Origin of the sequence: Gordonia jacobaea (assembly GCF_001186365.1) — a bacterium.
GTDB lineage: Bacteria > Actinomycetota > Actinomycetes > Mycobacteriales > Mycobacteriaceae > Gordonia > Gordonia jacobaea.
Genome location: NZ_LDTZ01000014.1, coordinates 16193 through 30715, shown reverse-complemented (window position 1 = coordinate 30715; position 14523 = coordinate 16193). Strand labels below are relative to the sequence as shown.

Here is a 14523-nt window from a genome sequence, read left to right as displayed (position 1 = left end):
ATGCCGACCAACAATCGAGCGGGCGTAGACCGCACCCCGCTGCACTACCGCAATCCGTCGATGAGGTCGACGCGACGTCGAGTCCCCCGGGGCTCGGCGTCGAACGACGAGCAGGGCAGACTGCGGCGACAGGCCGCCGCGGGGCGGATGTTCGTACCGTCGGCGCTGACGATTCTCGCGATCTGCGCGGGGTTGACGGCGGTACGCGCTGTCATCAACGACAACGTCGACCTTGCGATGGCACTCGTCGTCGCCGCGGCCCTACTCGACGGCATCGACGGCCGCGTGGCCCGGCTGATGGGCGCGACCACCAAGATCGGCGCCGAGATCGATTCACTCGCCGACGCCATCAACTTCGGCGTCGTGCCAGCGCTGATCGTGTACCTGTATCTGCTGCAAGGACACGACCTCGGCTGGGGATTCGCGCTGATCTACTGCTGCGCGATCGTGCTGAGGCTCGCGCGGTTCAACACCCTGCTCGATGACACCGATGCCCCCGGCTACACCCGCGACTTCTTTGTCGGCGTACCCGCGCCCGCAGCAGCCCTGGTGGCCCTGCTGCCGATCGGGCTCGCCCAGCAGTTCGGCGACGGATGGTGGACCTCGCCGCTGGTCGTCGGATTGTGGTTGGTCGTGGTGGCACTGCTCGCGGTCAGTCGAGTTCCGACAGCATCGCTCAAGACGTCGTCTGTGCATCCGCGCAAGCTTGCGGGCCTGTTGATCCTCGTCGCGATCGGCGCAGCACTGCTGTTGACCTACCCATACGTGCTGATGATCATCCTGGTGGCGGCATACGCCGTGCACATTCCGTTCGCCTGGCGCAGTCGACGCTGGGTACAGGCGCGGCCAGAACACTGGGAGGCCCCGCCCGCCGAGCGCCGGGCGGAACGTCGGGCGATCGCCCGCGGCCAGCCGCGCCGCACGCTGCCACCGCGCAAATCGACCGCGCGACTCGGCTTGCACATCCCGGGCTCTGAAACCACGGCGCCCCACAGTGTTTCCGACGCCCCGGTTTCCGACACCACGGTGTCCGACGCCCCTGCTTCCGACACCACAGTGTCCGACGCCCCTGCTTCCGACGCCCCTGCTTCCGACGTCCCTGTCACCGATGCCCCGGCCGGCGGTGACGCCCGGTGAACGCGCAGCTCACGCTGACCGCTCGGCTCAATACGTCGGCTGCGGATTCGCGCCGCGGGATCGTCCGCGCTCATCCCGAAGCGCTGACGGCGCTCGGATTGCGTGAGTGGGACGCGGTGTCGATCACGGGTGCACGGGTCACCGCGGCCGTCGTCGCGGCAGCACCGTCGGGGACGCCGACCGGCACGCTACTGCTCGACGACATCACGTTCTCCAACGCGGGCATCAAGGAAAACGCCTCGGTCGTGCTCTCCGGGGTTGCCGTGCACGGCGCGGCACGGGTCGTCGTCACCGGTTCCGCTGTTGCGAGTCGAGGCGTCGACGAGGCGACGCTGCGGCGTGCACTCCTCGGCAAGGTGCTGTCGGTCGGGGATGCGGTGTCGCTGCTTCCACGCGACCTCGGTCCGGAACTCACCGCGAGCGCCGCCACCCGCGCGCTCACGTTGTCGGTCGGCATCACGTGGACCAACGAGTTGCTGACGGTCACCGCAACCGATCCCGGGTCGCCGGTCAGCGTGCAGCCCTCGACCGCCGTGCTGTGGGCGTCGGATGGCGTCGACGCCACACGCGGTGCCGTCGGTGCAGCACCACGCGCCGCGGACACGAGTCCCGGCGTTGTCGGCGAGAGTCGCGGCGCCGTCGGCGCGGCAGCAGGTGGGGTCGGGCGCGGTTGGCTCACCACACCGCCGGGTGCGGAATCGCCGGGGCACGTGGTGCGCCCGGCGTCGGAGTTGGTCGGGGTCGACGCGCAGGTCGCGAAACTCACCGAGTGGCTGAGCATCACGCTCGACGAGCCAGGCGTGCTGCGCGCGCTCGGGGCCACTCCCCGACTCGGCGTGCTGCTCTCCGGTCCGGCAGGGTCCGGGAAGGCGACGCTCGTGCGATCCGTCTGTGCCGCAAGGACATTGACGACGATCGACGGACCAACCATCGGATCGCTCGAGGCCTCGGCCCGCCTCCGCGCGGTCAGCGACGCGATCGCCGATCTCCGACGCTCCGGCTCGGGGGTGCTACTGATCACCGACGTCGACGCCCTGCTGCCCGCGAAGTCCGAGCCTGTCTCGACGTTGATCCTCGACGAACTGCGGGCAGCGATCAGCCCCACCGACGCGACGTCGACGTCCGACGACCACATCGCGTTGATCGTCACCAGCGCTGAACCCGCGGGGCTCGACGAACGCCTACGCGCTCCCGACCTGTGCGACCGCGAACTCGTCATCGGACTACCCGACGCCGCTCGACGCGCACGGATACTCGGAGTGATCCTCACCGGAGTACCCACCGACGGTGCACTCGACCTCGACCACATCGCCGCGCGCACACCGGGTTTCGTCGCAGGCGACTTGGCTGCGCTCGCGCGCGAGGCTGCATTGCGTGCGGCCGCGAGGGCAAGCGCTACCGATGCGGCGCCCTCACTCACCGACGATGATCTCGTCGGGGCACTCGACGTCATCCGACCCGTCTCGCGGCTACGCACCCCCGAGGTCGCGGTCGGATCCATCACCCTCGACGACGTCGGCGACATGACCGAGACGAAGCAGGCGCTCACCGAGACCGTGCTCTGGCCGCTCCAGCACCCCGGCACGTTCACGCGGCTCGGCGTCGAGCCGCCGCGCGGTGTGCTTCTCTACGGACCACCCGGCTGCGGCAAGACCTTCGTCGTTCGCGCGCTCGCGGCGTCGGGCATGCTCTCGGTGCACATGGTCAAGGGCGCCGAGCTGATGGACAAGTGGGTCGGGTCGTCGGAGAAAGCGGTGCGCGACCTGTTCGCCGCGGCACGCGAATCGGCACCGTCGCTGATCTTCCTCGACGAGGTCGACGCCCTCGCCCCGCGTCGCGGCCAGTCGACCGATGCGGGCGTCGGCGATCGCGTCGTGGCCGCGCTGTTGACCGAACTCGACGGCGTCGAGCCGCTGCAGGACGTCGTGGTCCTCGGCGCGACCAACCGGCCGGACCTCATCGACCCGGCACTGCTACGTCCGGGGCGGCTGGAGCGATTGGTCTTCGTCCCGCCACCGGACGCGCAAGCCCGCGCCGAGATTCTGCGCACATCGGGCCGCAAGGTGCCCCTGGCCGACGGCATCGACCTCGACGCGCTCGCCGCCGACCTCGAGGGCTACTCGGCCGCCGACTGCGCCGCGCTGCTGCGTGAGGCGGCACTCGCGGCCATGCGCCGCGACATCGACGCCGCGACCGTCACCGCCGACGACGTCGTCGACGCCCGCACGCGGGTTCGACCGTCACTCGACGCCGCACAGGTCGAGGACCTGCGCGCCTACGCCGACCGACGGAGTGAGTGAACAGCTGGGGCGAGTGAACGGCTGGGTTCAACTGGTCTGGTTCAACTGGTCTGGTTCAACTGGTCTGGGTGCCGGTCTGCCCGGTCTGACCCTGCTGACCGTTGGGCACCTGCCCGTTCGGGGTTTGGCCGTTCGGGGTCTGGCCCTGCTGGCCATTCGGCAGCTGGCCGTTCGGCACTTGGCCGTTCGGCATCTGCCCCTGCTGACCGTTGGGAAGCTGCCCGTTCTGGCCCGTGCCGCCGTTCATGCCGGGCATCTGGCCACCATTCATGCCACCACCGTTCATGCCGGGCATCCCGCCCCCGTTCATTCCGCCACCGTTCATGCCGCCGCCGTTCATCCCGGGGCCGCGCATCTGGCTCTGGCCCGTCGAGTTGTCGTGGCCCACGACGTACCCGGCGCCGAAGCCGAGCAGTCCGAACCCGACGGCCAGTCCGATCCCGCCCGCGATGATCGCGTTCTTGACCTTCGGCGGCACCTGGTCGGCTCGTGGCTGCGCAGAGTCGCCGGCCGGAGGCGCTTCCGCCTGCCAGGCCGCCTGCCCTGGCGTCAGGTGATCGGTCGTCGGGTGATCGGGATTCGTCGGGTACTCGGGGTTCGTCGAGTGTTCTCCGGTGGTGGGTGCGGACATCGTGGGGACTCCCTGCGCTCGGGTGCGTCGTCGACCAGCGCCGGACATTCGGCGCGCTGATGACGCATCAACAGTGCCGTCCACGGTGCGTGGCATCCCTTGCGTCCGACTGCCCACTCTCTGGCAGTCGGCTGTGAACCTCAGCTCGTCGTGATCGTGTAGAATACCGACGACCCGCCGGACGCGGCGGCAGGGGTGACACCCGCGCTCACCCAGTACGTCTTGCCTGCCTTATCCGCAGTCAGCACCACGACGGACTGTCCGTTCTGCGACGTTCGTTGCGACTCTGTGTAACCGGCGTCGGTCAACTTCTTGACCGCGGTGTCCAGGACACCGGAATCGCCGGCGGGCGCCTGGACCGTCACCGACCAGCCCTTGGTCGCATCGCCTGACGCAGTCAGCACCGTTCCGTCGATCAGGGGAACTTGATCGGAGGGAAAATCAGACGGTAGTGCCACTCCCTTGAGACCGCTGTCCTCGTCGGACCCGCAAGCACCGATGACCAGCGCAAGCGTGCACGTCAGCAGAACGACTGTGAACCTGACTAAGCGGGACATGACTGCAACGGTAAGATAGTCGAGCGGGCAGTTGCTCCGTGACACCCCGCCAGACGACGAAAGACGGAGTGCCCTTTGATCTCGGTGTTGGCCGCGTTGGCCGTGTGTGCGCTCATCGCACCCGCCATCGTTCATGCGCTCGGCACCAGGGGTTTCTACGTACTCGCGCTCGCTCCGCTCGGCGGTCTGATCTGGGTCCTGCTCAACTGGCCACACGCGCACGATCCTCCCCGCGTCGAGACGGTCACCTGGGCTCCGACGCTGCAGATGGATTTCGTGATGCGTTTCGACACGCTCACGGCCATCATGTCGGTGCTGATCCTCGGTGTCGGGGCGTTGGTGCTCTGCTACTGCGCCAATTACTTCGACGACGCTCGCCCGCGGGTCGCCATCTTCGGTGGCGAGATGATTGCGTTCGCCGCGGCAATGTTCGGACTCGTCGCCAGCGACAACATGCTGATGCTCTATATCTTCTGGGAGCTCACCACGGTGTTGTCGTTCATGCTCGTGGGCTTCTATCACGTCCGCGCCACCTCGCGCAGATCCGCGACGCAGGCACTACTCGTGACCACCCTCGGCGGACTCGCGATGCTCGTCGGCATCATCATGCTCGGCGAACGAACCGGGTCGTATCTGCTCTCCGACCTGGTGGCGCACCCGCCGTCGAGCGGCATCTTTGTCGACGTCGCGATCGTGCTGGTGCTGATCGGCGCCGTCAGCAAGTCCGCGATCGTCCCGTTCCACTTCTGGCTGCCCGGCGCGATGGCCGCGCCGACACCTGTCAGCGCATACCTCCACGCCGCGGCGATGGTGAAGGCCGGCATCTACCTGATCGGGCGGTTGGCTCCCGGCTTCTCCGGCCTCACCAGTTGGCAGGTCATGACGATCGGGCTCGGCTGTTTCACCATGCTGCTCGGCGGCTGGCGCTCGCTTCGCGAACTCGATCTCAAGCTCATCCTCGCGTTCGGCACTGTGTCGCAGCTCGGCTTCCTCGCCGTGTTGTTCGGCATGGGCGACGCGAACGTCGCGATGGCCGCGCTGGCGATGCTGGTGGCGCACGCGATGTTCAAAGCCGCACTGTTCATGGTCGTCGGCATCATCGACCACTCGACCGGTACCCGCGACATCCGCAAGCTGGCCCGGCTCGGCCACCGTCTGCCCGTCCTCGCCCTCATCGCCGCCATCGCGGGTGCGAGCATGGCCGGGTTGCCGTTCACCATGGGGTTCGTCGGCAAGGAGACCGCGTTCGCCTCGATCTGGGATACCGGATCGCTGCAGCACTGGCAGGCCGAGACCGTCGACTACGTCTTGTTGGCGGGGTCGATCATCACGATGGCGTACACGACGCGATTCCTGTGGGGCGCGTTCGGTCGCAAGGTGCGCCAGCTCCCGAGCCGCGTCGTCGCACAGATGCATCCGCCCTCGGTCGCGTTCCAGACGCCACCCGCGATCCTCGCGGTACTCGGTGTCGTCACCGCTTTCCTGAGCCCGCTGATCGGCACCGCCTTCGAGCCCTACGCCGAGACCCTGCCGTCGTACGGCCACAAGATCGAGCATCTGGCCATGTGGCACGGCTTCGGGCTGCCGGTGGTCTTCTCCATCATCGTCATCGTCGGTGGCGCAGCACTGTTCATGCTGATCCGACGTCTTCGGGATGTGCTGTTCCGCTACCGCCCGCTACTCAACGCCGACCGCATCTACGACGCCACGCTGCGCACGGCCGACTCCCTCTCGCTCACACTGACCCGCAACACCCAGCGCGGTTCGCTGCCCATCACGCAGGGCGTGATCATGTGCACCGCGATCATCCTGCCTGTCACGGTGCTGTTCCTCGGTGCACGTGATCGACTCTCGCCGCGCGGATTCGACTCGTCGATCGAGGTGGTGATCGGTGGGATCATGGCAGCCGCGGCGATCGCGGCGGTCCTGCTGCGCAACCGACTCGCCGCAACACTGATCGTCGGTGTCACGGGCTACGGCTGCGGAGTGCTGTTCGCTCTCTACGGCGCCCCCGACCTCGCGCTCACCCAGTTCCTGGTCGAGACGCTCACGCTGGTCATCTTCGTGCTGGTCCTGCGCAAGCTGCCCGCAGAACCCGAGCCGCGCCACGCGACGGGGTTCAAGGCGGTCCGCGCACTCATCGGCGCAGCGGTCGGTGTCAGCCTCGTGGTCATCGGCCTGTTCGCCGCTGCCGCGCGCAACTCACAGCCTGTCTCGGTCGACATCCCCGAAGCCGCGTACAAGTGGGGCCACGGCGCCAACGCGGTCAACGTGCTGCTCGTCGACATCCGCGCGTGGGACACGATGGGCGAGATCAGCGTGCTCATCGTCGCAGCCACGGGCGTCGCGTCGATGGTGTTCCGCAACCGCAGGTTCGGTGCCGCGCCGCGCGTGTCCGACGCCGCACGCATGCTCGCGAATGGTCCCAACGGCAACCCGAACGGCCAGAACGACGAAGACGACGACCCGATCCCGCCGGATCGCACCACGTGGCTGCGCGGCAGCGAGTTCCGCGACCCACGCCACCGGTCGATGGTGCTCGAGGCGACGACGCGTCTGATCTTCCCGACGATGGTCGTGCTCTCGATCTACTTCTTCTTCGCGGGCCACAACGCTCCCGGCGGAGGGTTCGCGGGTGGTCTCACGATGGGACTGGCACTCGTGTTGCGCTATCTGGCGGGCGGTCGCTACGAACTCGGCGAGGCGCTGCCCATCGAACCCGGCAAGTTCCTCGGAACAGGATTATTGATCTCCGCGGGCACCGCGGCGACCTCGATGCTGCTCGGCGCGCCCGCGCTGTCGTCGGCTGTCCTCAAGGTCACGCTGCCGCTGCTCGGCGACATCAAGATCGTCACCGCACTGTTCTTCGACCTCGGCATCTACCTCATCGTGGTCGGCCTGGTGCTCGACATCCTGCGCAGCCTCGGCGCGCGCCTCGACGTCGAGACCTCGATCCCGGCAGGCACCATCATGCGCGTACCCGGGGAGGCAAGCCGATGAGCGTGAATCTCGGACTCCTCGTCATCGTCGCGATCCTCGCCGCCTGCGGCTCGTATCTGCTCATGGAACGCAGTCTGATCCGCATGCTGCTGGGTCTGCTGCTGGTCGGAAACGGCATCAACCTGCTGATCATCACCCTCGCGGGACCTCCGGGAAACCCGCCGATCCTCGGCAGGACGTCGGATCACCGCACGCAGGACGCCGACCCTCTCGCGCAGGCGATGGTCCTCACGGCGATCGTCATCACGATGGGTGTCGCCGCGTTCATCCTCGCGATGGTCTACCGCCTGTTCGTCCTCAACCGAGACGACGACGACCTCGAAGACGACGTGGAAGATCGCAAGGTCCTCAACACGAACCTGCAGACCGCACCGGACCGCGACCGCAGCGACAACCCCGAGACCGGCGCCGACACACCACTCGGCGACCTGTTCGACGACGAAGGCAACCCACTGACACCCGAGGAGTACGCCGCACTGCACCGGACCAAGATCGAGACCGACCTCATGCCAGACGATGACGACGTCATCGACGAGGTCTCGCGCGAGGAGGACGAACTCGCAGAAGCCGGCCTCGACGTCGTCGACATGACGTGGCCGCTGGGCAATGATCTGCAGGATCCGGACAAGCCCTATCCCGGAACGGCCGACCCGCGTGATCCCCCGCAGCCGGGAGACGATCGATGATCCCCCAGCCCTCGTGGATTCCGGTTCTCATCACGCTGCCGACGCTCGTACCGCTGCTCGGTGCCGCGATCACGCTGCTCGCCGGTCGAAGCCCCATCCTGCAGCGTGCTGTCGCTCTCGTCGCGATCGGTACCGCGCTCGTCGCGTCGGGCATGATGCTCTACCTCACCGACGAACACGGAACGTTCTCGGTCCACATCGGCGGGTGGGGGTCGAAGGGGTACCCGAACGGTCCGCTCGGGATCACGTTGGTCGTCGATCCGCTCGCAGCGTTGATGCTGGTGGTCTCGACCGTTGTGCTGCTGTGCGTGGTGAGCTACGCGATCGGGCAGGGTATCCGCGACGGCACGTCGCAGCAGCCGGTGTCGATCTTCCTGCCGACCTATCTGATCCTGTGCGCGGGCGTCTGCAACTCCTTCCTCGCCGGCGACCTGTTCAACCTGTTCGTCTCGTTCGAGATCCTGCTGTCGGCGAGCTTCGTGCTGCTCACACTCGGTGCCAGCGGAGAACGCGTGCGTGCAGGAGCGTCGTACGTGATGGTGTCGATGCTCTCGTCGCTGATCTTCCTCGCGGGCATCGCGTTCGCCTACGCGACGACCGGCACGCTGAACCTCGCCGAGATGGCGCTGCGACTCGACACCGTGGCCGAGGGAACCCGCAACGCGCTCTACGCGGTGCTCCTCGTCGCATTCGGCATCAAGGCCGCGGTGTTCCCACTGTCGTCGTGGCTGCCCGACTCGTATCCGACGGCTCCCGCCCCGGTCACCGCGGTGTTCGCCGGCTTGCTGACCAAGGTCGGTGTGTACGCGATCATGCGCACACATACCCTGCTGTTCCCCGGCGGATCGATGGATTCGATCCTGATGGTCGCGGGCCTGCTGACGATGCTGATAGGCATCTTCGGTGCGATCGCGCAGTCCGACATCAAGCGCCTTTTGTCGTTCACGCTCGTCTCGCACATCGGCTACATGATCTTCGGTATCGCGCTGTCGTCACGACTGGGACTGTCCGCGGCGATCTACTACGTCGCGCACCACATCCTCGTGCAGACGACGCTGTTCCTGGTCGTCGGCCTCATCGAACGACAGGCGGGCTCTGCGTCGTTGCGCAGGCTCGGCGGCCTGATCGCGAGTCCCCTGCTCGCAGGACTCTTCTTGATCCCGGCCCTCAACCTCGGCGGCATCCCCCCGTTCTCCGGGTTCATCGGCAAGGTCGGGTTACTCGAGGCGGGCACTCGCGACGGGTCGGTGCTCGCGTGGTTGTTGGTCGCCGGTTCGGTGATCACCAGCCTGTTGACCCTCTACGTTATGGCCCGCGTGTGGACCAAGGCGTTCTGGCGACCGCGTGCCGACGCTCCCGAGGGCGAGCTCGCCGACAGCGCTCCGTCTGCCCTCATCGACGAGCGTGCCGACATCTCCTTCGACGACCGCGAAGACGTCGGCCGCATGCCGACGTCGATGGTGGTACCGACCGCGCTGATGGTCGCGGCCGGTCTCGTGCTGACCTTCTGGGCAGGCCCGATCCTGCGCTTCACCGACAGCGCGGCCGACAACATATCCGACCGCGACAACTACATCGTCAGCGTGCTGGGAGGTGACAGATGACGAGCCAGGACCAGGGCAACCAAGACCCCCGGCGCCGCAGCTCCGGGGCGGTACGCGCGCCCGGCAAGGGACCCGTGAGATCGTTCCTCGTCAATGCGTGGCGCGTGTCGCTGCTGTTCATCTTCTGGAACACCGTCCGGGTATTCGTGTGGCTTCGCGAACACATCCGGCTTCCGGGCCGAATCGCGAGTGACGGCCGTGAACTGGCCGTCCGCCTGTGGGTCCTCGCCTGGCTCACCTTTGTCTGGGTGCTGCTGTGGGGCACGGTGTCGTGGGCCAACATCATCGGTGGCGTCGTGCTCGCGCTGGTCATCTCCATCGTGCTGCCGCTGCCGCGGGTTCCGGTCGAGGGCCGTATCCACCCCGTGTCGGTGCTCTGGCTCATCGCACGGCTGATCGTCGACTTCTTCGTGTCGAGCGCGCAGGTGGCGTGGGCCGCGATCCGACCCGGCTATCGCCCACTCGGAGCGGTCATCCGGGTGCGGGTGGCAATCAAATCCGACATGGTGCTCACCCTCGCCGTCGACTATCTCAACCTCGTGCCCGGCACGATGGTGCTGGAGATCGACCATCGTCGACGGCTGATCTACGTGCACGTCTTCGATGTCCGCTCAGACAAGAAGGTGCGGGCGTTCCACCGGCAGATCGCGTTCGTCGAGCGGATGTTCATCAAGGCATTCGAGCGTGACAGCGAATGGCACCCGAGTCCGTACCACGGCATCGACGATGACTATCACCACGTGCGCACCGCCGAGCGGGCGTCGATCAAAGCGGAGCAGAACCAATGAGCGTCGTCTGGGTGATCGTGGCCACGCTGCTGCTCGTCGCAGCCGTGCTCACCGCTGCCCGCGCGCTCATGGGACCGACAACTCTCGACCGTCTCGTCGCCCTCGACACTCTCATCGCGCTCGCGATGTGCGGTCTCGCGGTGTGGGCGGCCTACAGCGGCGACACCACCGTGGTGCCCGGCGTCGTGGCGCTGGCACTACTCAGCTTCGTCGGGTCGATCGCGATCGCCCGATTCCGAGTCCGGGACGACCAGACGTGAGGGGGCAACGACCATGATCGTCGACATCGTCAGCTCGGTCTTCCTCATCCTCGGCGCGTTGATGGCGTTCACCGCGGCGCTCGGGGTGTTCCGTTTTCCCGACACCCTGAGCCGGATGCACGCGGCGACCAAACCTCAGACCTTCGGACTGCTGCAAATCCTCCTCGGCGCGATCATCCAACTCGGCGACAACGTCGACGTCGGAATGTTGATTCTCGCCGGCCTCTTCGCCATCATCACTGCACCGGTCATCGCGCATAGAATCGGGCGACTGGTATATCAGGAACAACGTGCCCAGGACGGATTGATCGCGAAAGAACGGTTGGACCGCGGCGATATCGACTGATCTCGTCACAATCGCCTGTGAAGCGTCGCACGCTACACAGTGTTCGGTCACAATCATGTAGGGGATTCGTCCTCGCGCCCGACCGCGCGAACGAAGAGCACACGCGGAGGTGAGAAGTGTCGTCGGTGGCGCAGCGGTTTGATCAGCGCTCGCTCGCGATGCTGTGCAGCCAGGTCGGCGCTGTCCCGCTCATCGCATTCGGGCTCGCGTCGGATTCTTTTCTCATGCCCGGTACACACTGGGTATTGGCACTCGTCGGGGTTTTCACGCTCTTCTCGGTCGCGCTCACTATCCGCGCCGGCAAGCTCAGTGATCAGCAGTTCACGCTTGACGGTTTCGGTGGAATGTTGGGCATCGCGGCTTCTGCTGCGGTAATCGCCGACAACGGCTCGGCAATCGCGGTTCTCGTGCTCATCGCTGCGGTGCCCGCACTCACCGCCATGGCGTCGCCACAGCATCTCGTTGTCGGTTTCGTGGTCGCGGCAATGGCTCTCGCATGTGGGGTCATGGCCGCACGCGCCACGTCGGTGACCGCTTTCGCGGTCGGTGGTGGCGCGGTGCTGATGGCAATCGCGGTCCCGACGATCATGGTCACGATGCTGCGTCGCACGCTGTCGTCGTTGATCGATGAACAGGCACGACTGAGCATCACCGACCCACTCACCGGCGCTCTCAACAGACGCGGTCTCTTCGACGGCGCCACACCGATCTTCCGCGCCGCGAACCGCACGGGCAGGTGTATCGCCATGCTCGTCATCGACATCGATCACTTCAAACGCATCAACGACGCCCACGGTCACGCCGCGGGCGACGCGATCCTCGTCGACGTGACGACCATGCTGGGCGACAACGTCCCCGACGACGCTCTGGTCGCGAGAACGGGCGGCGAGGAGTTCACCATCCTGATGGCCGTCGACGACGAGGCACAACTGCGCGACATCGCTGCACGGCTGTGTCTGACGGTGCACGCACACGCGGGAGTCACGATCAGCGTCGGCGGTGTGACCGCCGACCCCGCCGAACTCCACGACGGCGACTCCACACTGACCTCGCGGAGCCTCGACCAGCTCATCGCTCCCGCCGACCATCTCCTCTACGCAGCAAAACACCTTGGTAGAAACCGGTCGGTCGTCTCCTCGATCGCCGAGGTCAATTGGCACTCGGACGACATGAAGGCGGCGCAGGCCGGTACGGCACCGACCCCGGCTCCGGCAAGGTCTGGACCCGACACACCGCCCGACTCCGTGACCGCCACGGTCATCGGCAACGAGTGGAACAGGAGAGAGTCGATGATCGAGATCCTGCACCCCTACTACGACGCCGCGCGGATTGCGCAGCTCACCGACGCGTCACGTCGCGAACTGGTCGACATGTGGCCCGCTGCGCTCGAAGAGCTTCGCGCGCTCGATGCGCTCGAGCATGTCGAGCCGGGGCCCGCGCCGGACACCCTCGTCGACTTCGGCGATCCCGCCGTCATCGACGACCGAACACGGTACGTCGTGATCGACTGGCGCAACACGGTCGTCCGGATGCCCGACGCCGAGCTGTTCTATCGGCTCAAAACCGCGCGCAACCGATTCCTGCTGACCACTTCCGAGCAAGAGGCGTGGCGCGACGCGACGGTCGCTGTCGCAGGCCTTTCGGTCGGGTCGTCAGCGTTGGCGTCGTGCGCGCTGACCGGTGCCCGCAGTTTCCACATCGCCGACTCGGATCGACTCTCACCGACCAACCTCAACCGCATGACGACCTCGATCTGCGACGTCGGGCTCGCCAAGGTCGACATCGCAGAACGACGCATCCTCGAGGGCGATCCGTACTCGTCGGTGACACAGTTCGTGCACGGCTACTCGACCGACGTCGCCGACGCCTTCCTCGGGGTGGCGACGGGCAAGCCGGTCTCGGTGATCATCGAGGAGATCGACGACATCGCGATGAAGATCGACATGCGTCGTCGGGCACGCGCGGCGCGCATTCCGGTGGTCAGCGTCACCGACATCGGCGAGAACGTAATGCTCGACATCGAACGATACGATCTCGATCCCGAGTACCCGATCTTCCACGGACGCGGCGAGAACTTCAGCGCCGCCGACGCTGCGGACCCGGTGCAGCGCCTCGACATGGCCATGGCGATCGTCGGCGACAATCTGACGTCGCGAATGGCGTTCTCCGCCAGTCAGGTCGGTCGAAGTCTCGCCTCCTGGCCGCAATTGGGCTCCACCGCGGCAATGTCGGGTGGTATCGCGGCCGCGGCCGCGCGCAACATCGTGTGCGGTCGTCCGGTGATGTCCGGACGCTACGTCCTCGACATCGAGCGCATGATTCTGGCGCAACGCGAGTACCACGAATTGCAGTGGAACGAACTGACCCCCGACGTGTTCGCCGCGGTCTTCAGCGAGAGCACGAGTGAGCGACCGAAGACCAGCGGGCCGCTCACTTCCGAATAGCGTCGGTGATGTGTTTCACGCGACGTCGACGGATCCAGCGTCGAATGTGTGGGAAATTTGCCTGAATTCGGTACACATTGTTCGCCACACCGACGGTTTCGCATGTCGCGCGAGTAGGTCGCGGTCCCAGAACATTGCCTGCGTCCGATACCTTTCGTCGGGATACGGCGTGTATGGAATGTCGGTATCAACCCGACCGCCACCCGATTCCCACCTGGCGAGCACATAGTCGGCCGCGGTGGCGAGCATGTGTCGCGTGCCGGTGGCCGCCATCACGATCAACGGTGTGCGGGCAAGAAAGCCCGCGGCTGCCGCCGCGTCGCTCGACGTCGGATCGACGAACGCCGACTTCACCTCGATCAGGCCTCCCGCCAGGCGCGCGCCGATCGCTCTGATCAGCTCCGACTGCCCCGGTTGGCCATCCCATTCGGTGACGGCATGCGACTGATGCGGCAGCGTGTACGGTCCCTGAACACGCAGGCCACCGACGATGCCCCCCGCGGTATCGAGCACCGCGCAGAACAGCGTGGTACTCGAGCCGTCGCTGATCGCGTCGTAGTCGAGCGCATCGTCGACGCCACGAGCGGAGTACGCGGCGTGAGCGCCGTCGAGGTACTGGCGCCAGAGGTCGGGGACGATTGTCGGCGACGCGACGACCATCGTCGCATCGCTCGTCGCGTCCGGGACGACGATCGGATCGAGCGGGCCGGCGATGTTCGGGGCAGGACTCGACAAGGGCACAACAGCATGCATGGCTGATTTCCTTCAGA

The 14523-nt window shown here is 66.5% G+C and carries 12 protein-coding genes; 9 read left to right on the top strand and 3 right to left on the bottom strand.

The genetic code is table 11. The annotated features are described in order from the left end of the window. Together ABW18_RS03105 and ABW18_RS03100 are read left to right on the top strand one after the other, a co-directional pair. Positions 1-1137: a CDP-alcohol phosphatidyltransferase family protein gene (locus ABW18_RS03105; protein WP_049697578.1), complete on the top strand. Its 1137-nt coding sequence runs from the start codon at positions 1-3 to the stop codon at positions 1135-1137. Continuing rightward, positions 1134-3437 (top strand): AAA family ATPase, encoded by a 2304-nt coding sequence (locus tag ABW18_RS03100; protein WP_049697577.1) that lies wholly within the window; start codon positions 1134-1136, stop codon positions 3435-3437. Before ABW18_RS03105 ends, ABW18_RS03100 begins: the two co-directional genes overlap by 4 nt. A gap of 55 nt (positions 3438-3492) precedes the next feature. Here the strand turns inward: ABW18_RS03100 and ABW18_RS03095 are convergent, their stop codons facing one another. After that, entirely contained in the window at positions 3493-4068 is a 576-nt protein-coding gene (locus ABW18_RS03095; protein ID WP_049697576.1) for a hypothetical protein, read from the bottom strand. A gap of 140 nt (positions 4069-4208) precedes the next feature. Further along, positions 4209-4625 carry a hypothetical protein gene (locus ABW18_RS03090; RefSeq protein WP_049697575.1) on the bottom strand — a complete coding sequence of 139 codons (417 nt, stop codon included), beginning with the start codon at positions 4623-4625 and terminating at the stop codon, positions 4209-4211. Positions 4626-4700: 75 nt separating this feature from the next. Between ABW18_RS03090 and ABW18_RS03085 the strand changes: the two genes are divergently transcribed. The 7 genes from ABW18_RS03085 to ABW18_RS22235 all read left to right on the top strand — a co-directional run bounded on the left by ABW18_RS03085 (position 4701) and on the right by ABW18_RS22235 (position 13753). Further along, positions 4701-7625: a Na+/H+ antiporter subunit A gene (locus ABW18_RS03085; protein ID WP_049697574.1), complete on the top strand. Its 2925-nt coding sequence runs from the start codon at positions 4701-4703 to the stop codon at positions 7623-7625. After that, positions 7622-8311 carry a Na(+)/H(+) antiporter subunit C gene (locus ABW18_RS03080; RefSeq protein ID WP_049697573.1) on the top strand — a complete coding sequence of 230 codons (690 nt, stop codon included), beginning with the start codon at positions 7622-7624 and terminating at the stop codon, positions 8309-8311. The genes ABW18_RS03085 and ABW18_RS03080 overlap by 4 nt, the downstream gene beginning before the upstream one ends. Continuing rightward, positions 8308-9915, top strand: coding sequence for a Na+/H+ antiporter subunit D (locus ABW18_RS03075; protein ID WP_049697572.1), 1608 nt, complete (start codon positions 8308-8310; stop codon positions 9913-9915). The genes ABW18_RS03080 and ABW18_RS03075 overlap by 4 nt, the downstream gene beginning before the upstream one ends. Continuing rightward, positions 9912-10703, top strand: coding sequence for a Na+/H+ antiporter subunit E (locus ABW18_RS03070; RefSeq protein WP_049697571.1), 792 nt, complete (start codon positions 9912-9914; stop codon positions 10701-10703). The genes ABW18_RS03075 and ABW18_RS03070 overlap by 4 nt, the downstream gene beginning before the upstream one ends. Further along, positions 10700-10963 carry a monovalent cation/H+ antiporter complex subunit F gene (locus ABW18_RS03065; protein WP_049697570.1) on the top strand — a complete coding sequence of 88 codons (264 nt, stop codon included), beginning with the start codon at positions 10700-10702 and terminating at the stop codon, positions 10961-10963. The genes ABW18_RS03070 and ABW18_RS03065 overlap by 4 nt, the downstream gene beginning before the upstream one ends. A gap of 13 nt (positions 10964-10976) precedes the next feature. Beyond that, a complete protein-coding gene (gene mnhG / locus ABW18_RS03060; RefSeq protein WP_005206692.1) occupies positions 10977-11309 on the top strand; it encodes a monovalent cation/H(+) antiporter subunit G in 333 nt (110 codons plus the stop codon). Between the two features lie 125 nt (positions 11310-11434). Continuing rightward, on the top strand, positions 11435-13753 hold the full coding sequence (locus ABW18_RS22235; RefSeq protein WP_235434280.1) for a diguanylate cyclase: 2319 nt from the start codon (positions 11435-11437) through the stop codon (positions 13751-13753). Positions 13754-13768: 15 nt separating this feature from the next. On the opposite strand, the gene ABW18_RS03045 is transcribed toward ABW18_RS22235, so the two are convergent. Beyond that, a complete protein-coding gene (locus ABW18_RS03045; protein ID WP_053117358.1) occupies positions 13769-14506 on the bottom strand; it encodes a hypothetical protein in 738 nt (245 codons plus the stop codon). Between the last annotated feature and the right edge of the window lie 17 nt (positions 14507-14523).

What these genes read in the sequence shown, in the direction of transcription:
- ABW18_RS03105 (WP_049697578.1), top strand. Translation starts at nt 1, where the DNA reads ATGCCGACCAACAATCGAGCGGGCGTAGACCGCACCCCGCTGCACTAC.
- ABW18_RS03095 (WP_049697576.1), bottom strand. Translation starts at nt 4,068, where the DNA reads ATGTCCGCACCCACCACCGGAGAACACTCGACGAACCCCGAGTACCCG.
- ABW18_RS03090 (WP_049697575.1), bottom strand. Translation starts at nt 4,625, where the DNA reads ATGTCCCGCTTAGTCAGGTTCACAGTCGTTCTGCTGACGTGCACGCTT.
- ABW18_RS03080 (WP_049697573.1), top strand. Translation starts at nt 7,622, where the DNA reads ATGAGCGTGAATCTCGGACTCCTCGTCATCGTCGCGATCCTCGCCGCC.
- ABW18_RS03075 (WP_049697572.1), top strand. Translation starts at nt 8,308, where the DNA reads ATGATCCCCCAGCCCTCGTGGATTCCGGTTCTCATCACGCTGCCGACG.
- ABW18_RS03070 (WP_049697571.1), top strand. Translation starts at nt 9,912, where the DNA reads ATGACGAGCCAGGACCAGGGCAACCAAGACCCCCGGCGCCGCAGCTCC.
- ABW18_RS03065 (WP_049697570.1), top strand. Translation starts at nt 10,700, where the DNA reads ATGAGCGTCGTCTGGGTGATCGTGGCCACGCTGCTGCTCGTCGCAGCC.
- mnhG (WP_005206692.1), top strand. Translation starts at nt 10,977, where the DNA reads ATGATCGTCGACATCGTCAGCTCGGTCTTCCTCATCCTCGGCGCGTTG.
- ABW18_RS03045 (WP_053117358.1), bottom strand. Translation starts at nt 14,506, where the DNA reads ATGCATGCTGTTGTGCCCTTGTCGAGTCCTGCCCCGAACATCGCCGGC.